General features: G+C 30.0%; 13 protein-coding genes. 4 read left to right on the top strand and 9 right to left on the bottom strand.

Going from position 1 to position 24444, the window contains the following annotated elements; genetic code table 11:
* Positions 1-76: 76 nt before the first annotated feature.
* Positions 77-1705 carry a sodium/sugar symporter gene (locus tag H0I28_RS16050; RefSeq protein WP_218759755.1) on the bottom strand — a complete coding sequence of 543 codons (1629 nt, stop codon included), beginning with the start codon at positions 1703-1705 and terminating at the stop codon, positions 77-79.
* 168 nt (positions 1706-1873) lie between these two features.
* On the opposite strand from H0I28_RS16050, the gene H0I28_RS16045 reads away from it, so the two are divergent.
* Genes H0I28_RS16045 through H0I28_RS16030 form a run of 4 tightly spaced genes read left to right on the top strand, consistent with a single transcriptional unit; the run spans position 1874 to position 5965 of the window.
* A complete protein-coding gene (locus H0I28_RS16045; RefSeq protein ID WP_218759754.1) occupies positions 1874-2866 on the top strand; it encodes a GntR family transcriptional regulator in 993 nt (330 codons plus the stop codon).
* Positions 2867-2873: 7 nt separating this feature from the next.
* Positions 2874-3764, top strand: a complete 891-nt coding sequence (locus H0I28_RS16040; protein WP_218759753.1) for an aldose 1-epimerase — start codon at positions 2874-2876, stop codon at positions 3762-3764.
* 11 nt (positions 3765-3775) lie between these two features.
* The gene (galK, locus tag H0I28_RS16035) at positions 3776-4927 is read left to right on the top strand and encodes a galactokinase (RefSeq protein WP_218759752.1); all 1152 of its coding nucleotides are present in this window, start codon (positions 3776-3778) and stop codon (positions 4925-4927) included.
* Between the two features lie 15 nt (positions 4928-4942).
* Entirely contained in the window at positions 4943-5965 is a 1023-nt protein-coding gene (locus tag H0I28_RS16030; protein WP_218759751.1) for a UDP-glucose--hexose-1-phosphate uridylyltransferase, read from the top strand.
* 467 nt (positions 5966-6432) lie between these two features.
* Here the strand turns inward: H0I28_RS16030 and H0I28_RS16025 are convergent, their stop codons facing one another.
* The 8 genes from H0I28_RS16025 to H0I28_RS15990 all read right to left on the bottom strand — a co-directional run bounded on the left by H0I28_RS16025 (position 6433) and on the right by H0I28_RS15990 (position 24399).
* Positions 6433-8229 (bottom strand): alkaline phosphatase, encoded by a 1797-nt coding sequence (locus H0I28_RS16025; protein WP_218759750.1) that lies wholly within the window; start codon positions 8227-8229, stop codon positions 6433-6435.
* Between the two features lie 6 nt (positions 8230-8235).
* Positions 8236-9339 carry an alkaline phosphatase gene (locus tag H0I28_RS16020; protein ID WP_218759749.1) on the bottom strand — a complete coding sequence of 368 codons (1104 nt, stop codon included), beginning with the start codon at positions 9337-9339 and terminating at the stop codon, positions 8236-8238.
* Positions 9340-9436: 97 nt separating this feature from the next.
* The gene (locus H0I28_RS16015; RefSeq protein ID WP_218759748.1) at positions 9437-11182 is read right to left on the bottom strand and encodes a RagB/SusD family nutrient uptake outer membrane protein; all 1746 of its coding nucleotides are present in this window, start codon (positions 11180-11182) and stop codon (positions 9437-9439) included.
* A gap of 10 nt (positions 11183-11192) precedes the next feature.
* Positions 11193-14162 (bottom strand): TonB-dependent receptor, encoded by a 2970-nt coding sequence (locus tag H0I28_RS16010; RefSeq protein ID WP_218759747.1) that lies wholly within the window; start codon positions 14160-14162, stop codon positions 11193-11195.
* Between the two features lie 177 nt (positions 14163-14339).
* Positions 14340-18173, bottom strand: a complete 3834-nt coding sequence (locus H0I28_RS16005) for a two-component regulator propeller domain-containing protein (RefSeq protein WP_218759746.1) — start codon at positions 18171-18173, stop codon at positions 14340-14342.
* A 282-nt stretch (positions 18174-18455) separates the two neighbouring features.
* The gene (locus H0I28_RS16000) at positions 18456-20441 is read right to left on the bottom strand and encodes a cytochrome c biogenesis protein CcdA (RefSeq protein ID WP_218759744.1); all 1986 of its coding nucleotides are present in this window, start codon (positions 20439-20441) and stop codon (positions 18456-18458) included.
* Positions 20442-20642: 201 nt separating this feature from the next.
* Entirely contained in the window at positions 20643-21566 is a 924-nt protein-coding gene (locus H0I28_RS15995) for a serine protease (RefSeq protein WP_218759742.1), read from the bottom strand.
* Positions 21567-21597: 31 nt separating this feature from the next.
* Positions 21598-24399 (bottom strand): pitrilysin family protein, encoded by a 2802-nt coding sequence (locus tag H0I28_RS15990; RefSeq protein WP_218759740.1) that lies wholly within the window; start codon positions 24397-24399, stop codon positions 21598-21600.
* Positions 24400-24444: the final 45 nt, after the last annotated feature.

Raw genomic sequence — 24444 nt, 5'->3', positions numbered from 1 at the left:
AAAACCTAAAAATTAGGTAAAAAAAAATCGTCTAAATTTCTTTAGACGATTTTTTATATAAACTATTTGGTAATTCCTACCAGAATAAACAATATAGTACAGTTACTAAAATACAAACGGCAATAGAACCTAAGTTAAACAACGGAGTTGTTTTAAATAAATCTGAGCCAAAATCAATCCCTTTAGGATCATCTTTCCCTTTGTTTTGAATATTACTCATAACCATAATGATAATAAGCGTTAAGACAGCTGTAATTCCCATTTGATGCATCCAAGGCTCAAATACTGCTATTGGAATGAATTTCAATGTTAATGCAATTGGAATAGATAAAATAGCTCCCCAAATCGCTGCATTATTAGTTGTTTTCTTATAAAACAAACCTAAAATAAATACAGCTAAAATACCTGGACTTACAATACCTGTGTACTCTTGAATAAATTGAAATGCTTGATCGATACCCCCTAAAAGTGGCGCTACAATAACAGCAATTATTAAAGCAACTGCAGCAGAAATTCTCCCCACATTTACCGTAGTTTTATCATCTGCATTTTTGTTGATGTATTGCTTATAAATATCCATTGTAAAAATGGTAGATGTAGAATTCAACATCGAAGCTAAAGAAGAAACAATAGCAGCAGCTAAAGCAGCAAAAGCAACACCTTTTAATCCTGTAGGTAAAAATTGTAGTAACCAAGGATATGCTTTATCAGCTTGTTCGGCAGAAGGCACATTTAACATACCTACTTCACCTAAATTAGCCATAATAGCTGGGTCGTTTACCATTACATACGCTGCAATACCAGGAATTACAACAATTAAAGGAATAATCAATTTTAAAAATGCTGCTAATAAAATCCCTTTTTGAGATTCTTTTAAAGATTTAGCAGCTAAAGTTCTTTGAATAATATATTGGTTGAATCCCCAATAATATAAGTTTGCAACCCATAAACCACCAACCAATACCCAAATACCAGGTAAGTTTACATAGTTATCATTAGATTCATCCAATATCATATGAAATTTTTCTGGAGCAGCATCTAATACTTTAGAAAAACCTGCTAACATTCCTTCTCCTCCAGAAACCGTATTTAAAGCTAAATAAGTAGTAACCAAACCACCTAACACTAAAAATACTACTTGTATAACATCTGTCCATGCTACCGCAGATAAACCTCCGTACAAAGAGTATGCAGCTGCAAATAATGCCAAACCAATAATTGCATACATCATATCTACTCCCATAATGGTTTCAATAGCCAATCCTCCTAAATATAAAACAGAAGCAAGATTAACAAATATGTATAAACCTAACCAAAATACAGCTAAGATTGTTTTAAGGTTGGTAGAAAAACGTTTTTCAACAAATTCAGGAATTGTATACAATCCTTTTTCTATAAAAATAGGTAAGAAATATTTACCAACAATTATTAAAGTTAATGCTGCCATCCATTCATAAGAAGCAATTGCAATACCCAAGGCAAAACCAGAACCAGACATCCCTATAAATTGTTCTGCAGAAATATTTGCAGCAATTAAAGAAGTACCAATTGCCCACCAAGGCAAAGATTTACTTGCCAAGAAGTAATCTTCTGCATTTTTTTGGTGTCCTTTTTTATCTCGAGAAACCCATAAACCTACACCTAAAATTAAAATGGCATACGCAATGAAGACTATATAGTCCCACATTTCAAAACCTGCTTTCATAATTATTATTTTTGTTTTAGTTAATTATTTATACAAGTCAAATATATGTATATAATTTCAGAAAATGTATCTGTAAGCCCAAAGAAATGTACCTCTGAGTACATTTTTATCAAACTAGTAGGGTCAGGTGGGTTTTTTGTTGAAAAAATTATATATTTGTAATTAATTATGATAGAAGTTAAAAAAGAAATAGGCATTCCTAAATATAAGCAAATCATTAATGCTATAGAAAATGCTATAGAAAATGGTTTGTTAAAAAAAGGAAATCAATTGCCTTCAATTAATACTATTAAAAACAACAATAAACTTTCTAGAGATACCGTTTTAATGGCCTTTAATGAATTAAAGAACCGAGGTATCATAGAATCTATTGTAGGAAAAGGGTATTATGTTATAAGTGAAGATATTAATGTGCATCAAAAGATATTTTTACTTTTTGATGAACTTAATTCATTTAAAGAAGATTTATATAATTCTTTTTTAGAAAACTTAGAAGATACCATTCAAGTAGATATTTTCTTTCATCATTTTAATGAAGCTATTTTTAAAAAACTAATAAAAGACAATGCTGGTAGTTATAATTATTATGTAATTATGCCTGCTAATTTAGAAAACACCAGTAAGAGCATTCAATTATTACCAGATGATAAAGTCTACATTTTAGATCAGGTGCCAGAAGATTTGGTAGCATATCCATCCATCTATCAAAATTTTGAAAAATCCATCTATAAAAACCTAACTAAGGCTTCAGGATTTGTTTCAAAATATAATAAAATTAATCTAATCTTCTCAGAAGAAAAACAACCTAAAGGCATTCTTAAAGGGTTTACACAATTCTGCGAACAAAGCACAATGCCTTTTGAAATTTTAAGCACTGTAAAAGAAACTCCTTTAATAAAAGGTGAACTTTACGTATTGCTAGATGATATAAGTTTACTAAGAATTATCAAGAAAATGAAAAGTCAGAATATGACTTTAGTAAATGATATTGGCGTTATTTCTTATAACGATACATTATTAAAGGAAATAGTTGAAGGAGGCATTACCACCATTACTACAGATTTTAACGAAATGGGAAAAAGGTTAGCCAAAATGATTTTGAACAAAGAACAAGACAAAGTAGAAAATCCGAATAAATTAATTATTAGAAACTCAATATAACAACACATTGTATACCATAAACCATAACACAGAAACAAATATTTTAGAAGTAAAAAATACTGAAAACACGGTTTTTGGTAAAATTCATCTAAATGAAGGAGCTAGTTTACAAGAACTAACTTTAGGCGGAAATGCCATTATTCAAGATTTAGCTCCATTGACATACGATTCTACATTTGCCTCTTCTATTTTATTTCCGTTTGCAAATAGAATTAAAGATGGAAAATATTCTTTTAATGGTGAAGATTTTCAATTAGAAAAAAATCAAGAAGAAGAGCAAAATGCATTGCATGGTTTTGTGTACAATAAAACGTTTAAAGTAATTGCAAAAGAAGCATCTGCAGATAATGCTAAAATAACTGTAGAGTATAATGAAAACATACGAAATGATGGTTTTCCGTATACATACACAATTGTAGTTACTTATATTTTTACAAATGATGGGCTAGATTTATCTGTTAGTGTAAGAAATACCGACGCTAAACCTTTTCCGTTTACTTTAGGGTGGCACCCGTATTTCATCAGTGATAATTTAGCAAAAAGTTCTCTAAATTTTGATTGTGATCAACAATTAATTATTGGTGACCGTAATATTACTACTGGCTCTGAGACTGTAAATTCTATGATACATTTAGATATCGAGAAAAAACAATTGGATGATTGTTGGGGTTTAAATTCTGACAAAGTTGCGTTTAACACTCCTAAATATCAATTAAACTTTCAATCTTCAGGTACCAAAAATTATTTACAAGCATATACGCCACCTAGATTAAATACCATAGCCATTGAGCCAACCACAGGTGTTTCTAATAGTTTTAATAATAAAATAGGATTACAAACACTAGACCCTAATGAAAAATATTCCATTGTTTGGAAAATAAACATAATCAACAATTAACGAAGCAAATTATGAGTGCAACACTAATTAAGGATGTTAAAGAGACATTTATCAAAGAATTTAAAACGGAGCCTTTATTAATTTTTTCTCCTGGAAGAATTAATATTATTGGAGAACATACAGATTATAATGATGGTTTTGTATTTCCAGCAGCTGTAAATAAAGGTATTGCTGCTGCTATTCAAAAAACTGACGCTAATAACTCTACAGCCATCGCTTTAGATTTAGACAGTACCATAAAATTTGAATTAGATAAAATAAAACCTTCTAAAGAAGGAAGTTGGGAAAACTACGTTTTTGGTGTTGTTGCAGAAATACAGAATAAAAACAAAGTGATTGGCAATTTCAACATCATCTTTAAAGGAAATATTCCTGGAGGTGCAGGTATGTCTTCTTCTGCTGCTTTAGAAAACAGTGTTGTTTTTGGTTTAAATGAATTGTTTGATTTAGGTTTAAACAAACACGAAATGATTTTAATATCTCAAAAAGCAGAGCATAATTATGTAGGTGTAAACTGCGGAATTATGGATCAATATGCTAGTATGTTTGGTATTAAAGACCATGCATTGCATTTAGATTGTAGAACTGTAGAATCGAATCCTTATAAAATTGATTTCGAAAATCATCAATTAATGTTGATAAACACCAACGTTAAACATAGTTTATCTGACAGTGCTTATAATGACAGACGTTCTGCTTGCGAAAGTGTATCTGAATTGTTAAACATAAAGGCACTAAGAGATGCTACTGAAGCAGATTTAGAAACTGTTGCTGATAAAGTGACACCTGCAAATTATCAAAAAGCCTTATTTGTAATTCAAGAAAATAATAGAACCATAAAAGCAGCAAAGGCAATTGAAGACAATGATTTAGAATTGTTAGGCGCTTTAATTTACCAATCTCACGAAGGTTTATCTAATCAATACAAAGTAAGTTGCGATGAATTAGACTTTTTAGTAGCACAAGCTAAGAAAAACAAACACGTTTTAGGCGCAAGAATGATGGGCGGTGGTTTTGGTGGTTGCACCATTAATTTAATTGATAAAAGCGAAGCAAAAGCTTTTGCAGAAACGGCTTCTGAAGCCTATAAAAATGAATTTAATAATGAATGTTCAGTGTATTTTATTGAACTTTCTGAAGGTACACATATCGTAAAACAATAATTACAACACAAGAAAATGAGCAATACAAATTTACAAGACTATTCGCACAAGCGATTTAATATTCTTACGGGAGAATGGGTGTTAGTTTCACCTCATAGAGCAAAAAGACCTTGGCAAGGACAAAATGAAGAAGTTAATAATGAAAAAAGACCAACACATGATGAATCTTGTTATTTATGTGCAGGAAACACAAGAATTAACGGAGAAGTAAACCCAGATTATAAAGACGTTTTTGTTTTTACAAATGATTTTGCTGCTTTACAAAATGATTCGCCAACTTTTAACGTAAACGACGGACTTTTAAAAGCACAGAGTGAAACTGGTATTTGTAAGGTAATTTGCTTTAGCCCAGATCACTCAAAAAGTTTGGCAGACATGTCGGCTACAGAAATTCAGAAAGTTGTTTTTGCATGGCAAAGAGAGTTTAAAGAATTGTCTGAAAACCCAAACATAAACTACGTTCAAATATTTGAGAACAAAGGTGCAGTAATGGGTTGTAGTAATCCACACCCTCACGGACAAATTTGGAGTCAATCTTCTTTACCAAACGAAGTTGATAAAAAAAACACACAACAATTAAACTACTTCAATAACAACAATAGTAGTTTATTGGGTGATTATTTAGCACAAGAATTAGAAAAGAAAGAACGTATTATTTTTGAAAATGATGGTTTTGTAGTTTTAGTTCCGTTTTGGGCTATTTGGCCTTTCGAAGCAATGATTGTTCCAAAAAGACCTTTGGCTAACATCTTAGAAATGACAGAAGCTGAAACGTTACAATACGGAGAAGCAATTTCTGTATTGACAAAAGCATACGACAAGATTTTTAATACTTCTTTTCCATATTCTAGCGGAATTCATCAAGCACCAACAGATGGTAATGACAACAAACATTGGCATTTCCACATGAGTTTTTATCCACCTTTATTAAGAAGTGCTTCTGTAAAGAAATTTATGGTTGGTTACGAAATGTTTGGAACTCCTCAAAGAGATATAACTGCAGAACAAGCAGTAAAAATGATTAAAGATTGTTTGTAAGAATTACAGACTGATAGAAATAAAGGAAATCATCTAAAAAGCAATTTTTAGATGATTTTTTATTTTTAATATGTTACACACCCATTATTTATAAACTGAAATTATATCGCACGAAGCAATCTCATAAATAAACTCTCATAGTCTTTCTAAAATAACAACTGACAAACCTTAAATAATCTTTCACTCTGCCTGAGATAACAAACTGTACACATAAAGCAAGGAATTTAGAAAATTAAACATTCAAAATTGAATTGATATCTAAAAAGTTTATGATAAAAAGATTGGTTATCAAAAGGACTGATTCATTGGAAGAAAAAATATACTTTTTGATTAAAAAAATGGATCATATATAAAGCTATAAATGTATTTTTTTTGTACACCTATAGCTTTACATAATTATATACAACCGATTTTACATAAAGAATATTATTAAGCAACTTATACAAAATACTTGCTATTATTTTTATCTATTTTAAAACTTTTAAGATTTTAGAAAACACTTCATTATTTTCATAAACTCCTTGAAACTCGTTTGACTTAGCTCCATATGCAAAAATAGGAACCATAATTGCAGTATGATCATAAGAAGCAAAATAACCTTCTATTTGGTGTGTTTTTACATCGCCTTGCGGAATGCTAAAACCAGATGTTTCATGATCTGCTGTTATAATAACCAAAGTTTCTGGGTTATTATCTGCAAATATTAAAGCTTCTGTAATTGCTTTATCAAAATCTATCGATTCTGCTAAAATTCCTGCGGTATCATTAGAATGACCTGCGTGATCTATCTTTGCAGCTTCAATCATCAAAAAGAAAGGTTTTTGTTTTTTCCTTAAAAAATTAAGCCCCGTTTTGGTTGCATCAGCTAAAACACTACCTCTTCCTTCTGTAATCCATTTCATACCATGTTCAGACATAAAAAAACCTACTTTGTCATCCGTAGTATTTTTTAAATCATTAAAAGATGAAACTATTTTAAAGTTATCCGTAAGGTTTGTCTTTTTAAAAGTAGAAGCTCCACCTCCAATAAAAAGATTAAGTCTACTATTAATTAAATCTTTAGAAATTATAGAATCATCAGACCTATCTTTTGCATGTGCGTAAAATGAAGCGGGTGTTGCTCCTAAAATATTATCTGTAGTAATACATGCTGTAGAAAAACCTTGTTCGCTTAAAATTTCTGTAATATTTCTTAAAGGCTCTCCATTTACTCCTGTACCAATTGCTCTGTTATTTGTTTTAACTCCGGTTGCTAAAGCAGTACCTGCAGCAGCAGAATCTGTTGTAAAATCGTCTGCAGCTTGTGTTTTTATAAAGCCAATACTTTTTAATTGAGTTAAAGTTAATTCGCCATTATTTGCAAGTGCTGTAGACGAAATTTGAGCCAAACCATTTCCATCTCCAATTAATAAAATAATGTTTTTAACAGGTAAGTCTTTTTGATCGTTGTTAAAACTTGGCTTGTAAACTTCAGAAAAAGTAGTTGAAGTTACCAGCCTGCTTGGTAAAGATTTAAAATAATTAACACACTTAAAAGGATGATCTGTATTTATGATTGCAACTCCCATTTCAGATAAAGTTCTCCATGCTCTTTTAGAATCTGGACTTCCCCAAAAACGAAAAGGTTTATTCGTTTTATTTGCTTTTTCTAAAACCTCTACAATACGATTTTCATCATCATGTGTTAACCTTCCTTTTCCATTCCATTCAGAAAATTGTTTAAAATCTAAACTAACCATAGCAATTTTTTTCCAAATTTCTGATGAAACCGAAGTTTCTAATTCTTGATAATCAAAAAAGATAAAATCAGGATAATTGACATAATCTTTAGCTTTTGGTCTGTTTCCAGAAACAACAATTTTAATCTGCTTATTGTTAATTATAGAAGTATGTTTTTTTAGAACTTCTATAAGTTTTTCTAAGGTTTTAAAAGCATCAGATTTAATATCAATCAAAAGGATTAATTGTTCTTCCTTTTTGTACTCCATATTAAAAACAGTTTCTAATGGCTTTAGATATAAAGCTTCTAATGTTTTTGATGGGGAAATATCTTCATAATTATGAGCAACAAACAAATTGTTGTCTTTTAGAAAAATGTCAGCTTCAAAAGAAGTTGCTCCGTTTGCAAAAGCATTCCAAAAAGGTACTGATTGATTGTAATCGTTGTGAGAATGAATAATTGCATTATTTTGAGCAATACTTTTATTTTTTACTCCAAAAAAGACTGCAATTACAAGTAATAACGTTTTTATATTTAATTTCATTTTAAGTTATTTATTATTGATTGCTTTAAACATTTTATGGTAAATTTCATTATTTTCATAAATACCCTGAAAATTTTCTGAACCTTTCCCTTTTGCAAAAACCGGAATTAAAGTTCCACTATGTTGATCGTTGTTAAAATTGATAGAAACATTATCTACTTCTTCAGATTTTTCTCCGGTTTCTTCATCTATCATATAAGATTTACCAATACTAACACCTCCTGTTTCATGATCTGCAGTAACCACTAAAAGTGTATTTGGATGTTCTTTTATGTATCTTAAAACCACACCAATTGTTTTGTCAAAATCTAAGACTTCTTGCTTTAATAACTCTGCATCCATTGCATGTCCTCCCCAATCTATATAAGAACCTTCTATCATAAAAAAGAATGGTTTTCCTTTCTTAGTAAAATAATCTAAACCTAATTGAGTTGCATCTTGTAAAAAACTTTTTCTACCCTCTGTTTTAGAAGGCAAACCTTCTTCGGCTAGTAAATATCCGTTCTTTTTGTTTACATCAAACTTTGATAAACTCACAGAATCTAATTGGTAGTTTTTTGCAATTAACGCTGTATATAAATCTTTTTTATCAGTTCTACGTTTTAAGTATTTTAAACCTCCACCAACAAAAAAATCTACATTAGATTTTACTAAATCTAAAGCGATTTCTTCATGTAAGTCTCTATCTTTTACATGTGCATAAAAAGAAGCAGGAGTTGCATGTGTAACTGGTGTTAAAGTTACAAAACCAGTCTGATAGTCTTCTTTTTGTAAAGTTTCTAAAATTGTAGGCAAAGGCAAACTATCTTTAGACATACCAATGGCTCTTTTATATGTTTTTTCTCCTGTTGAAAAAGCAGTAGCACCTGCCGCAGAATCTGTAATTGTATGACTTGTACTTGGTGTTTTAATAAAACCAATATTTTTAAATTGCTCAAAATTAGGCGTTTCTTTTCCAAAATAAAAAGCAGTAGAAATTTGGGCAAGTCCCATACCATCACCAATCATAAAAATGATATTTAACGGTTCTTCTTGGGTTCTTTTTTCTGATTTTTTTTCACATCCTATGTAAAACATAGAAATTAAACTCAGTATTATAATTTTCTTCATTTTTTAAAAAATTTGAAAGTATATTTTTATTAATATTATAATAGAAAAAGGGAGCTATTTTTATAAAAGAGCTCCCTTAAAATAAAACAATAAACAACTAATATCCTTTATTTTGTTCTAAATACCCTGGCGTGTTAGAAGCTCCATCTATAGCCACTTGTGGAATAGGAAATAACCTATTATTTACATCTGTATCTGTTTTTTCTGTCCATGAATCTTCGTAATGACTAAAACGGATTTGATTTGTTCTTCTTAAACCCTCCCAATAAAACTCAAAACCAAGTTCTCTATATAATACATCTAAATCTATTGATGAAAGAGCAGTTGCTATTGGTTCTCGTGCATTTCTAGAGGTTTTAACAACATTTACATCTACTAAAGCTGCTGCTGCATCTCCTTTTCTTAATTTAGCTTCTGCACGCATCATGTAAATTTCTGCATAACGCATTAACACTAAGTCTACACTACTGTAGTTATTTCCGTTATTAGAAGTGTGGCTAAATTGATATTTAGAAACTCGATAACCTGTATGGTGTGCTCTACCTTCGTTTGTAAAATCTGCTTGTTGAGTAAGGTTTACGTAATCTACATTTTTATCTGTACCGTTTCCTTTAATTTGCTTTACAGGATAAATTCTATAACCTTCATCACAAGTATAAAAAGCACCATTTTCATCTTTTCTAACAGCCCAAGTTACTCCTCTTAAAATACCTCTGTCTATTTCAAAATCTTCTGCTCCTACACAGTAATAATGATCTTCGTCATTTAAAGGAGAAAGACCTGTAAGATCATCTAAACCATAAGTAACTTCTTGTGTATTTTTCTGAAGAAATCTAGGATCTGCGTCTGCAGGATCTACACTACCATAAGCATCTACCCAAGTTTGGTAAAAGTCTGATGTAATTGCAGGACCATCTGTACCATCTGCATTTGTAAATTCTGGCCTAGGAAACATAGAACCTGGTAAAGACCAATATGCCCAACGGCTATGTTCATTCTTTAAAACTCCACGTTGATCTAATGCGAAAATTAATTCTGCATTATTGCTATTACTATCATTAAATAAATCGAAATATTCTGGAGATAAAGAAAACTTACCTGAATTGATAATGTTATCTGTATATTCAATAACTTTATCCATGTCTTCTGTTGTAAAATTAGGAGTTCCGTAAGGATCTCTATAAACAGCAGCATTTAGATTTAATCTTGCTAAAAATCCCCAAACGGCAGATTGTGTCATTCTACCAGAACCTTTATCAGTATTTATCACATCAACAACAGATAACAATTCGCTTTCTATATAATCTACTGCATCTTGCCCTTTAAGAATTTCTGAGTTTTCATTAGAAGATTCTTTTTTAAATGCAAGTCCCCAACTATCTAAAGTTAACATATTTAAATAAGCTCTAAGCGCTTTCATTTCATAAAGAGCACTTTCTGCTTCTGTATTTCCTTCTTCAGCCATTGGCGTAAGAACTTCTATAGCAGTTAATGTTCTAGAAATATTTATTGTAAGTTCTGTCCAAGCACTTTTTACCAAATCATTTGTAGAAGTTATAGAATGAGAATGAGCCGCTAAAAATTTACCACCATCATACCAATCTGTACCTCCTCTGTAAGGTAAAATTGCCTCATCACTTGGTATTAATTGCAAACCGTAATAGTTTGTGTGTCTCCAAGTCCAAGCAACCTGTCCGTACGCAGGTGCAATTGCTCCACTAATTGCTTCTGCTTGTCCTGCACCAGTTAAAGACTCATCTAAAACTTCTTCTTTTAAATCACTACAGCTAGACATTAATAGAATGCTAATTGCAAATACTGTATTTTTTATTATGTTTTTCATTTTTGTCTTATTAAAATTCTACATTTAGACTTAAAAGGATTGTTCTACTTTTTGGATAACTGTAATAGTCGATACCAAAAGTTTGAATACCTCCGACAGGACTTCCTGTATTAATCTCTGGATCGAAACCACTGTAATCTGTTATCACAAATAAGTTTTGACCTGTAATTGATAAGCGAAGATTTTTAATGCTATCTCCAAGACCTAATGCTTCTGGCGTAAAATTGTAAGCTAAAGTTGCATTGTTTAATCTTAAAAAATCTCCGTCCTCTAAATATCTTGTAGAAACTAAGTTAGAATTTGTTGCAGATTCATCTAAATATTCTACAGCTCTATCTGTCGTGTTAAAAGAATTGGCTAAATTTCCTTTGTTAAAAGAAGACATAGCAACGTGGTTGTAAATTTTATTACCACCAGCTCCATTAAAATTTAAACCTAAATCGAATTTTTTGTAGTTAAAATTTAAGTAGAATGCATAAATATAATCAGGTAAAGCATTACCTGCTACAATACGGTCATCATCTAAAATTTCACCATCATTATTAATGTCTGCAAATTGATTTAAACCATCTTCTCCAATTCCGGTAAATTCTTGAACATAAAAAGTACCAATAGCTTCTCCGTTTAAAACACCATTAATTGTAGCTCCTGTTTGCCCTGAACCTTGTGCGGCACCAGTTGTTAATATTTGATAAGGAGAGTTTACAACTTCGTTTTTAGTGATAGAAATGTTACCACCAATATTATAAGTGAAGTCTTTATTAATAGTATTGTTGTAATCTAAGGCAATTTCAACCCCGTTGTTTCTAATTTCCATATTAGGAATGTTAGTCCAATAACTAGAAACCGGAACAATAGGATCTGTAGGAGTAACTTGTAACAAAATGTTGTCTGTAATTTTACTAAAATAATCGATTGTACCTGTTAACTTGTTACCAAATAAACCAAAGTCTAAACCAATATTTGCTTGTGTAGAAACTTCCCATTGAATATTTGGGTTTGCTAAACGAGTAAAGATAGAACCATAAGGATATCCGCCTAAATCTGATGCGCTAGAATCTAATGGGTATGTGTTGTTGTCCGTATTACTTTCTGTATAACTAGCTTGTGTTATTTTAGAAGGAATTTCTTGACTACCAGTTTGCCCCCAACTTGCTCTTAATTTTAAGTTGTTTATGTTATCAGAATCCTTCAAGAAATTTTCATTATTGATGTTCCATCCTAAGGCAACAGAAGGAAAATATCCATATTTATTATTCTCACCAAATTTAGAAGAACCATCTGCACGCATTGTTGCAGTCATTAAATATTTATCATTAAAGGTATAATTTATTCTACCAAAGAAAGATTGCAACTCATTTTTAGTAGCATAAGCAGACTGAGTTGTTTGCTGGTTTGCCGTTTCTATTTGATATCTTGGCTCTACTCCATTATCTGGAAAACCTTCTAAATAAAATTGTTTTTGATTTACTTCAGTTTGTTGGTAGGTATGTCCCAATAGAAAAGTAAAACTACTTAATTTCTTATGAAAACTATACGTTAAAGTATTCTCTATAAGAGTATTGCTGTTTTTAGTAGTGGCTGTATTTAAGCTTCCTAAAGTTGTATTTGTTTCTGTAGCGTAAGGCATGTATTGAACATCTCTTTCTGTAATAGAATAATCTACACCAAGATTTAATTTATAAGTTAAACCTTTTGCAATTTTATAAGAAGGAGAAATATTAGCCAAAATACGGTTGTTGTTTGTGTAATCGCCATAAATTGTTTCTCCAATAAAAGGATTTAAAATATCGTTACTTAAGTTTCCTTTTAATTCACCATTTTCATAAGGGGAGTCTGTTGGGTTAAGGCTTAGCATATCACTTACAACACTACCAGAATTAGGTCTTGTATTGTCTAATTTAGTCGCTGTTAAATTAAAAGTAACATTAAATTTATCGTCAATTGCTTTTTGAGTTAAGTTTAAACGACCAGAGTAACGTTTTAAGTTACTGTTTCTTAAAATACCCTCTTGATCATCGACACCTACAGAAGCTGCATAAGAAGAATTTTCTGTACCTCCACTCATAGAAAGGTTAATGTTTTTTGACACCGCAGTTCTTGTTAATTCATCTTGCCAATTTGTAGATGCCCCTCCATCAATTAAAGTACCATTTACGGCAGTTACATTAGCTCTAAATTCATCAGCAGTAAAAACAGCAACCTTATTTGCTAGCGTAGAAAAACCACTAGATACGTTTATGTTTACTTTGTTTCTTCCTTTTTTTCCTTTCTTAGTAGTAATTACAATAACACCATTGGCTGCTCTAGAACCGTAAATTGCAGTTGAAGAAGCATCTTTTAAAACCTCTATACTTTCTATATCTTGTGGATTTATAAAGTTTAAAGGATTAGTAGCAATACCATTACCAGAATTATCTAATGCAAAACCATCTACAATATACAGCGGAGTAGTACCAGAACGTAAACTACCAACACCTCTAATAACAATATCTTGTGTAGCACCAGGCTCACCACTAGAAGAAGATACGTTTACACCAGCAACTTTACCTTGTAAAAGTTGACCCGCGTTTGCAACAACTCCTTGGTTAAAATCTTCACTTTTTACAGAAGAAATTGCTCCAGTTACATCAGATCTTTTTTGAGATCCATAACCTACTATAACCACCTCATCCAAAGAATTTGCTTCTTCTTTTAAAATGATATTTAATTTTTGGTTTCCAGCATAAAGAACTTCTTTAGTCTCATAACCTAAATATGAAAATATTAAAACGCCATTTTCATCATTTAAATTGATAGAGAAAACTCCATCAAAATCTGTTATAGTTCCTGTATTAAGCTGTCCTTTTAAAACAACAGAAACATTAGGTATTGGTATTCCATCTGCATCAGAAACTACGGTTCCAGACACGTTAACTTGCGCAATAGAATAGGAAGTAAAACCTAATGCAAGTATTAAAATTAAATAAATTTTTTTCATCTAGTTTGATTTTTAAATTGTGGTAAAACTAATTTACAGAAAGTGTTGGTTGGGGTGTTTTTGTTTCATCAAAGAGTATTAATCGTTCAAATCAGCATAGAAAAGAAGCAGATTAGGTGTGTTTTCGTTACAGTAACAATTCCCTAACGTTAAGAAAATCCTACAGCAACAAACGATTTAGTTAAATTGATCTTTAAACTCTTTAGGGCTTTTTCCAAAATGCTTTTTAAATGCTTTTCCAAAATATTTTGGATCGTTATAACCGCACTCAAAACTTATTTCAGAGATGTTTAATTTTTTAGTTTTTAACAAAGCTTCTGCTTTTTGTAGTCTAAGAGACATAATTACATCTGAAGGAGATTGTTTTAACCGCTCTTTAAATAATCGATAACACTTTACCCTAGAAACATCTAATAAGTCTACCAACATTTCTACATTAAAAGAAGAGTTATGTAATTCTTTCTTTATAACTTCTAAACTCTTTTTTAATAATTTATCATTAGCCGTTAAAACAAGATCTTTACCTGTTAAAATATCGAATATTTTTTCTTGAAATTTATTTTCTTCAGTAGAAACATATTTTCTATTTATTAAAGAGTCTATTTTTTTTTGAATAAAAGATTCACTTACCGGAAGCTGAATAAGAGTGTCTACACCAAACTCAATCGATTGTTCTCTTAGTTCGTAATTAATATCTTCTGATATATAAATTATAGCGATTTTCTTGTTTTTTGTTGCATCAGAATTATTGATAAAATATAAAAGATCTTTAGAGAAAGAAACTTGATAGATTACAACAATATGTATCTGAATTTGTTTGGTAATCGAGTTTAAATTATTTGCAGAGTTTTCAAAAATTAAATTATAATTATTATGTTCTAAAATTTGATTTGCAGCTGCAAAATTTTCTTCATCACTAAAGATTAATACATTTTTTTTGTCTGCAGATAAATTTTCTTGTTGATTAAAATGTTTCCACGAAATAGTTTCTATAGATTTATCCTTCGGGTTTATTTTAGTAATTGGTATTTGTAATGCTACCTTAAATTCTTGGTCTAAATTATAATTAATAAGTTTTCCTTTTAAATCAACCAAAAGAGTTTGTAACGCTTTAAAATAAGGACTGTAATGTAAAACACTGTACCAATTATTTTTTAAAAGATCACTATTAGAGGAAATTTCTATAATTACAAAAGAATTCTTATAATTGATTTTTAAGTTTAACTTACTGCTATTATCTGAGTATTTATTAATGTCATTAAAAAAGTATTGTAGCATTAAACGAAAACGTAAAACATCTATTTCTACCCAATTAATAGAAGTGTCTATATTAAAATTAAAATCTACTTTATTGGTTTGTAAAGATTCCTCTAACTTATTAATACTGTTTTTTAAAACCGGAAATAAATTAATTACAGAAGTCTTAATAGCTCCAATTTCTTTTACGTGGCTTAGATAATTCCATTCAGAAATTAGGTTTACCATTTTGTTAGACTCTTCTAAAATAGTTTTTTTATCATCAGAATTTTCTGACAAACAATTTGCAGTTTGTAAAATTTTAGAAACAGGTTCTTGAAACTCTGATAAAACAAATGTTTTAAATTTTTCGACTTCAAAATCTTCATTTTTAAGATTGTTATGTAGTTTTAAAAGTGTCTCTTTTTGACGTAAAATTTCTTTATTTTTTTCATCTAATTGATTGTTAATAACCTCTAAATCTTTTTTTTGATTTTCGATGACATTTGTACGAATTAAAATCTTTTTTTCTAGGTTTTTTTGAAGTGATTTTGTTCTTAAATTCTTAAGGTAGATAAGTATTATTGCTGTAATTAATATAAATACTGATAAGAGCACATAAAATAAGTTCGTTTTATAAAAAGCCTTTTTTATTTGTAAGGAGAAAAGTAATTCTTCTTCATTTTCTTTTCCTTCTTTAAGTAAAAAATTATAACTTCCAGAAGTTAAATTTTGATATTTTATGTTGTTATTGATATCTAATAAAGTCCAATTACTATCTAAGCCTTCTAATTTATAATAGATATTTTTCTCTGTTTTTTTAGGGAATCTAATCGGAATTAAATCAATACTAATCTGATTTTCATTATGACTTTTTATAATATTTGGAGAGAAGTTTTCACTATCATCAACCAGTAATTTAATTTTTGACTTAGTGTTATTAAACTGAATATTACTAGGATTAAAATAATTTAAACCATTAATTCCACCAAAAAACAAATCACCTTTAGCATCTTGATAATAAGCGCCTTCAGAAAATTCAGAAACTTGCCAACCTCCTTTTGGATGAAAAGTTTTTACTTCAAAACTTTTTTTATCAATCACAACAATTCCTTTAGTAGTACTTAACCAAACTTGTTCTTTATGATCTAAAATACCGTAAATTAATTGGCTAGGTAAACCTTCTTTTTCTGTAATATTCTTAATAATACCTTTTTCTTTACTAAAAACACTTAATCCACCAAGCGATGCAATCCAATAATAATTTGTTTTTTCATCTTTATAAACAGCATAAATACTATTACTTAAAAGACCTTTATTAGTATTTATAGATTGTAATTCGCCATTTTTAATATCAATTAATTTTAAACCTTTATTATTATTATTATTATTATTAGATTTTAAAGTGTTTTTTTGCTCTTTATGATAATCAGAAAGGTTATTTTGGGTTTCTATTGTTTTTAATTTTCCTTTGCTAATATCTAATAATTGTAGTCCATTATTTTCTGTAGCAAGAATAAGCTCGTTATCTATCAATTTTAAATTTCTAATATGATATTTACGAATTAATTCTTGTCCAATAAAAGACTCAAAATTATTTGTGTTTAGATTAAATTTAGCAACTCCACCCCAGCAAGCAACCCATAATTGTTTATCACTATCTTCGTAAATAGAATAATTTCTATTGTTAGGTATGTTTTTATTGTTCTTAGAATTATATAAATTATAATTTCCATTTTTTTCTATTCTAATAATTCCAGCATAAGTTCCTGCCCAAATAGTTCCATCAGAAGCGGTAAACAAAGACCTTATACGTTTCCAATCTGGCTCATTGATAGCTTCTTTAATTATAAATTCTTTGTAGTTTTTAGAAGTAGAATTGTAATTATATAGTCCTTTTGTGTAATAACCTAACCAAAGTTTACCTTGTAGATCTTTGGTTATTGCACGTAAAGTTTCATTAGGAATGTTAGGAGATTTTATTGGGTGAGGTGCAATAGATGCTATCTTATCAGAATTAGAATACGCCATACTAATTCCACCATCTTTTAAGCCAAGCCAAATGTTTCCAAAATAATCTTCGTGTAAAGTTTCTACTTCATTACTTTTAAAACTTTCTTTAGAATAAGGGTCTTTTGTGTAATTTTCTATATGATATTTATTGGCTTTGTCTAATATATTTTTAATGATGAATAAACCATTTTTACGAGTGGCATACCAAATATTACCTGTTTTATCTTTTAAAACATCATTAATAATAAGGTTTGGGTATTTTGTTAAAAGAATGCTACTTAAAGCGTTGTTGTTTATTTTTGATGTTTGTCTATTGGTTTCTTTAAATTGACCAGCAACAAATTCGTAACAGCTATTTTGAGTGTGAACTAAAATATTACCATCTTTTGTAACAGAGATATCATTTGGTTTGTTCTTAAAAGTGTAATTTTTAAATTTTTTATTACCTAAGTATCTGCTTATTTTCGCATCTTCTGTAATAATCCAAATTGTACCTTTTATATCTTGTTTAACTTTGCTGATGTAGTTACCAGCGATGGAATTACTGTTGTTAATGTCATGTTTAAAGGAAGTAAATATATATCCATCAAAATAATTTAAACCATCCCAAGTTGCAATCCATAAACCTCCATTAATATCATTTTCGATATCTTTTACAGAATTATTAGATAAACCCTCGTTTATCGAAAAATTATCAAATTTAATTTGTTGACCAAAAGTTTGTAATGTTATAAAAAAAATGAATAATACTACTCTTGTCATAGTGTATATTTAAACCCACAAGAATATACTTTTAAGATTACCTTAATATAAATATTAGGTTAAGTAAATAAAAATTATGCCTTTAAAATTCTTACCCGTTTTAGGTTTATAAATATTATTTTTTCAATAAAATTAAATTTATAAACAACTAACAAGTGTTACCGCATTAATTTCACTTTTTTATCATGAATAAATAAATAAATTGGTTTATAGCATTAAATTTCTAATAATACTAAAAAATAGTTTTGACTACAACATCAAAACTATTTCATATTCAAAATATTATTTTTCAAAACTTTTAATTCCTTTTTGAAGCCATACATAATATTCTTCAACATCTGGTGTGTAAGCTGTTGGGTTTGTTAAATTTTCTTCTTCATGATTCATTAAAACATAAAAAGGTTGTGCATTTGCTCGGTATTTGATCGTTTGAAATTCACTCCATTTCTGACCAATATATTTTAACTTTTTCCCTGGTCTTAATTTTGATTCCATTTCTTCTCCTACAGGTAAAGGTCTCTTATCATCTACATATAAAGAAATCAAGACCACTTCATTTTTTAAAATTGAAAGTATTCTATCTTTTGGCCAAACATTTTGTTCCATCTTACGGCAATTTACACATGCATATCCTGTAAAATCTAAGAGTACTGGTTTTCCTACTTTTTTAGCATACGCCAACCCTTTTTCATAATCCTTAAAAGCCATAATATCATGTGGAGCCATTAAATGTGCTCCATCGGGTATTACTGAGTGATTTGTATTACTTTGTGAACTTCCTGTTTTAGAAAACCCGACTCCGTAAGGTGATTCACTGTAACTTTGTGACGGTGGAAATGCACTAATCAAATTCAATGGTGCACCCCATAATCCAGGGATCATGTAAATTGTAAATGTTAAAGAAAGTATTCCTAAACTAAGTCTTCCTACAGAAATATGTGTTAAAGGAGAATCATGTGATAATTGTATTTTACCAAATAAGTAGAAAGCTAACACTCCAAAAATAGCAATCCAAATAGCTAAAAACACTTCACGTTCTAACCAATGTAATTGCAATACTAAATCTGCATTTGATAAAAATTTAAATGCCAATGCTAATTCTAAAAACCCTAATACAACTTTAACCGTATTTAACCATCCACCAGATTTTGGTAATGAATTTAACCAACCAGGAAAAGCGGCAAATAAGGCAAACGGAATTGCTAAGGCTAATGAAAAACCTAACATTCCTACAATAGGACCTATTTGACTACCTCCTGCAGCAGCCTCTACAAGTAAAGTACCTACAATAGGACCTGTACAAGAAAAAGAAACAATAGCTAAGGCAAGTGCCATAAAAAAGATACCTATTATACCTCCTCTATCAGCTTGCGCATCAACTTTTGTTCCCCAACTACTTGGTAATACTATTTCGAAAGCACCTAAAAAGGATATAGCAAAAACGATTAATAATACGAAGAAAATAATATTAAACCACACATTTGTTGATAAGGCATTTAAGGCATCTGCACCAAAAATAGCACTAACAAGAATACCTAGTAGTACATATATAATAACGATGGATGCACCATAAATTAGAGCGTTTTTAACACCAGCAGCCTTACTTTTACTTTGCTTGGTAAAAAAACTCACCGTCATAGGAATCATTGGAAACACACAGGGAGTTAACAATGCTGCAAAACCAGAGAAAAAAGCTATAATAAAAATGGTTAACAAACCTTTATCTGATGATTTTGGTTGTTTACTTTTAATTACTGTACTATTATTTTTACTTATTTTAGTCTTTTTTTCAGTTACTTTTGAATTTACTCCGTTTAATTTTCCTTTGATTGAAAACTCTAAATCAACAGTTGTTGGTGGTAAACAATTGGCATCATTACAAACCATAAATTCTACTTCACCTTCAATATTTATTGAATTTTCTGTAAGAACTTTTATCCGTTGTTTAAACGTTGCCTTGTTACCAAAATATTTGATTTTCATTCCAAAAATCGGATCATCTATTATATGCCCTTCTTCTTCAGAAGTATTTCCAACTAACTCAAAAACTAACACTTCTCCAAAAGAAAAAGTAGTAGATATTGGACCTCCTTCTGGTACTGTTTGAGAATATAAATGCCAATTTTCTTCAATATCTGAAGTAATAATCAGATCATATTCCGTATCTGAAAATTTTTCTACAGATGTTGACCAGGAGACTGGATCATGAATTTGTGAATATCCTATAGAATATAAAAACAAGGCGAGTAATAAAACTATTTTTTTCATTGGTTTCTTTTATAAAAAGGGCTATTTCACAATAGCCCTTACTCTTTCACTTTTTTAGTTAATTCAAATAATAATGAAAGCATTATTAAAACATAGTCTAGTAAAAGAAGGTAAAATAATTAGTGTGTAATTTATATAGTATAATATGATCTGATTTTATGGCTTAATAAAAATAAATTCTTTATCGACTGCCTTAAGTACTTAAGTTATAACAAGTAATAAAACACCTTTTTTTAAATGTGCTTTTTTAAGTAAGGAATCTTTGTTATGAATGTCTTTTGCTGATTTGGCAATGCTTTCTAATAAATATTCTTGACCTCCTTTTAGTGAAAAAAGTTTGTCTTTGATTGATGAAAGAATAGTATTGTTGTTTTTAAGAAATTGAGTTTCTTTTGGTTTTCTTAAATTAAAAGTTTCTCCGTTAATTAACCTCGTCCAGTTTTCTTTTACTAAGTTAATAGGCGCGTAAAAATTATCTTCTATAGAAGGTGCAATATGGCTACAAACACCTATTACTTTTCCGTTTAGATCTACCAAAGGACCTCTAGAATCTCCAAGCATCATAATGCAACTTGTCTTTAGGCACCCCAATTCTTTTGTTCCTTTATAAAAACCGATTCTCATTAAAGCTGCCCTATCAGATTGGTATCCGTTAGAATACCTAAACATTAAGCAAGCTTCATCATTTCCTAAATTAGAAGAATCTCCTAATTCTAAATAATCCCAAGTCCCCTTCTCTATTATTTTCATAAGAGTATAATCTCCTTTTACATCTTTCCCTAGGTGTTTTGCTTTGTATCTGGCACCATCACTCATCGTAATACTACTCTCATTTTTCCTTACTCTTAATACTACATTTGCAGCTGTTAAAATATATCCATCTTCAGATATTAAAACACCGGTAGCGCTATTATTTATTGTAACCGTACTTTTTAATACTTTTTTATATTTTTTTTGAATTTGCTTTTCTAAATCTAAAGTTTTAAAAGCAGAATCATCAAAAGATCTACTGCTAAAAATAGATTGTCCCTCTTCTTGTGAATTAAGAGTTGATTGATTAACAAATAGAAAAAATAAAAGAATAAAAAATTTGATGATTAATAAATTATTTGTTGCTTTTTTCATCTTATTAATTGTTGTAATTTAATAAATGATTTTAGTCTAATGCCTTGATAATTACTTCAGCTTTATCTCCTCCATCAATTAATTTATTAGCCATCTCCACAATATCCTTAACAGAAATACTTTTAACGATATCTTCAAAGTTTGCAGGATCGTTCATATTGTATCCCTCACGGTAAAAATTAGTCAATACATTCATATCATACTGATTGTAACCCTTTGCTTGTTCCCGTTCTTTTAAAAAGTTAGTGATGGTTTTATCAAAATCAGTCGTATTAATTTCTCCTGCCGCTACTTTAGACAGTTCATCATAAACCATACCTATTAATTTATCTGCTTTTTCTGGATTACAATCAAAACGAACTTCCAAACTTCCTTTTTCTTGAGGTCTTTTAGATAAACCTGCCGAAGTGCTCGTACCATAAGTTCCGCCTTCCTGCTCTCTCAATGTTTCCATATATCTAAGCTGAAGTATATCACCAAAAGCTCGCATTACTAAAGCATTTTTAAGTGAATATTCCACATCATTTTTATAGATAATACTTACCGTAGTTTTTGGGTTTTCCATTTTAAAAAACAAATCTTTTTTAATGGTTTTACTTAACCATTCTATAGAATTGTCTTTATACATTTCCGTTTGTTTTTTAGTAGGAAGACTAGCAATATAGCTTTCTAATAAAGGCTTTAATTGTTCTTTAGAAACATCTCCAACAATAAAGAATTCAAAATCTGATGCATCTTTAAAGCGCTCCTTATAAACCTCCTGGATGGTTTCAAAAGAAATAGATTCTATATACTCTTTATTAAACAACGGTTTCTTCGGGTTGTTGCTGCCGTAAAACGTAACAAGCATGCTGTCTTTTATTTTTTGACTTAAACTATTACTTCTACGAACGAGTTGATTATTTGAGTTTGCAATAAGCACATCAAAAACGTCTTTATCAAAACGAGGTTTTACAAATTTTAAATGAACCATTTGTAACATGATGGCAACATCTTTGGTAGATGAAGCCCCTGAAACAGATTCAGTAAGGTTAGAAATTGATAAATTTGCTCTTACCGTTTTTCCTGCAAGCACTTTTGAAAGATCATTTCTAGAATAATCTCCTAAACCAGAGCCAGTAACTAAACTATTCATATGGCTAGCAGAAGCTAAATCAGCAGCATCAATTAATGACAAACCGCCATAACTAATTGCATTTAACGTAACATCATTCTTAGGGTTATTTGCAAACTTATAATGCACTTTAATACCATTACTCAATACAAATGTGGTAGAACCTATAGCTTTGTTTTCTTCTTCAGAAACTATTTTACCTTTTTTTATTTTCATATCGCCCAATAACGTTTTTCCACTAAACTCATCTTCATAAACGGTAAGTGTTTTGTCATTTTCTGCTGCCGAGATAATTTGTAATGCTTCTTCTTCTGTAATATTTGCTTCTCCGTCAACAGCTGTTGCTGTAATGTATCTATTTTTAGTAGTATAAAGTGATTTGAGTTTTAAATGTGCTTCTTCTAAAGTTAACGTATTAAAAATTTGTTTCGCAATATTGTACTCTTTTTCAATATCTCGCATTCTCGCATTTTCCAGATAATTCTTTTGAATCATTCCTTCAATGGTTCTGTGAGATGTGTTTTCAATTTTTACAATTTGATTCTCATAAGAGTTTATATATCGGGTAATAGCTCTATCCATTTCACCTTGTGTAAACCCAAATTTTACAGCACGGTTTACTTCTTTTAAAACCATCTCAAAAGCCACTTGTTGCTGATTTACTTTTGGTGATATTGATAATCTAAAGGTATTTGTACTTCTAGAAATATCGCTAAAGCTTAGTGAAGCTCTCAATAAAGGGGAGTCTTGATGATCATTCAATTCTCCTAATCGAATGGCAAGCATGGTTACAGTAATACTTCTTAATAAATCCGATTTTAAATCGGTAACAGTTTTCTTTTTAAGGTTTTTAGGGTATCTTATTCCGAAGTCTATTGACGTCGATTTCACCTCAACATCCATAGCCGAACTAAACATTAATTCATCATTTTCTGGAATAGTGATAACAAAGCGTTCTCTTGGATTTTCAACAGCCGTAATTGTAGAAAATAACGTTTTTACTTTTGCTTCAATATCTTCAACATTAACATCACCAATAATGGCGATAGCTTGTAAATCGGTTCGGTACCAATCATGATAAAAATCTCTTAAAGCTTTGTATTTAAAATTATCTACAACATCCATTTTCCCGATAGGCATACGCTTTGTATAAATACTGTTGTTAAACAATACAGGCATCTTTTGCTCATAAATTCTCATATAACCATTTTGGCGTGTTCTCCACTCTTCCTTAATCACGCCACGCTCTAAATCAATTTCTTCCTCTTTTAAAGACAAGAAATTAGCCCAATCGTGAAGCACTAATAAACAATTGTCGATAAGATCTGGAGTCGCTGGAATGTTATTCATATTATACACCGTTTCTTCAAAATTTGTATAAGCATTAATATCTCGACCAAAACTGGCGCCGTGTTTTTCTAACTTATCTGTTATACCTTTATCTGGAAAATTTTTAGTCCCATTAAAAGCCATATGCTCTAGAAAGTGAGCTAAACCCTGTTGATCTTCATTCTCTAATACAGAGCCTACATTTTGAATAATATAATAACTCACCGCATCTTTTACAACGTCGGTATTGTAAATATAATAGGTAAGCCCGTTAGGCAAAACACCTTTTTTAATACGTGTATTTTCGGGTAATGGATCGTTGAAATTAATATTTTGCGCCAATAAACTGATGCTAAATAAAAAAGCAAATAGGATGGTTATTTTTTTCATTATGTTTTAGTGTTATTATTAAAAACAGTTATGTTCATAATATGA

This window comes from Polaribacter sp. AHE13PA, from assembly GCF_019278505.1.
In the GTDB taxonomy this organism is placed as follows: Bacteria; Bacteroidota; Bacteroidia; order Flavobacteriales; family Flavobacteriaceae; genus Polaribacter.
This window is presented reverse-complemented; position numbering and strand designations above follow the sequence as displayed.

What these genes read in the sequence shown, in the direction of transcription:
- H0I28_RS16050 (WP_218759755.1), bottom strand. Translation starts at nt 1,705, where the DNA reads ATGAAAGCAGGTTTTGAAATGTGGGACTATATAGTCTTCATTGCGTAT.
- H0I28_RS16045 (WP_218759754.1), top strand. Translation starts at nt 1,874, where the DNA reads ATGATAGAAGTTAAAAAAGAAATAGGCATTCCTAAATATAAGCAAATC.
- galK (WP_218759752.1), top strand. Translation starts at nt 3,776, where the DNA reads ATGAGTGCAACACTAATTAAGGATGTTAAAGAGACATTTATCAAAGAA.
- H0I28_RS16030 (WP_218759751.1), top strand. Translation starts at nt 4,943, where the DNA reads ATGAGCAATACAAATTTACAAGACTATTCGCACAAGCGATTTAATATT.
- H0I28_RS16025 (WP_218759750.1), bottom strand. Translation starts at nt 8,229, where the DNA reads ATGAAATTAAATATAAAAACGTTATTACTTGTAATTGCAGTCTTTTTT.
- H0I28_RS16020 (WP_218759749.1), bottom strand. Translation starts at nt 9,339, where the DNA reads ATGAAGAAAATTATAATACTGAGTTTAATTTCTATGTTTTACATAGGA.
- H0I28_RS16015 (WP_218759748.1), bottom strand. Translation starts at nt 11,182, where the DNA reads ATGAAAAACATAATAAAAAATACAGTATTTGCAATTAGCATTCTATTA.
- H0I28_RS16010 (WP_218759747.1), bottom strand. Translation starts at nt 14,162, where the DNA reads ATGAAAAAAATTTATTTAATTTTAATACTTGCATTAGGTTTTACTTCC.
- H0I28_RS16005 (WP_218759746.1), bottom strand. Translation starts at nt 18,173, where the DNA reads ATGACAAGAGTAGTATTATTCATTTTTTTTATAACATTACAAACTTTT.
- H0I28_RS16000 (WP_218759744.1), bottom strand. Translation starts at nt 20,441, where the DNA reads ATGAAAAAAATAGTTTTATTACTCGCCTTGTTTTTATATTCTATAGGA.
- H0I28_RS15995 (WP_218759742.1), bottom strand. Translation starts at nt 21,566, where the DNA reads ATGAAAAAAGCAACAAATAATTTATTAATCATCAAATTTTTTATTCTT.
- H0I28_RS15990 (WP_218759740.1), bottom strand. Translation starts at nt 24,399, where the DNA reads ATGAAAAAAATAACCATCCTATTTGCTTTTTTATTTAGCATCAGTTTA.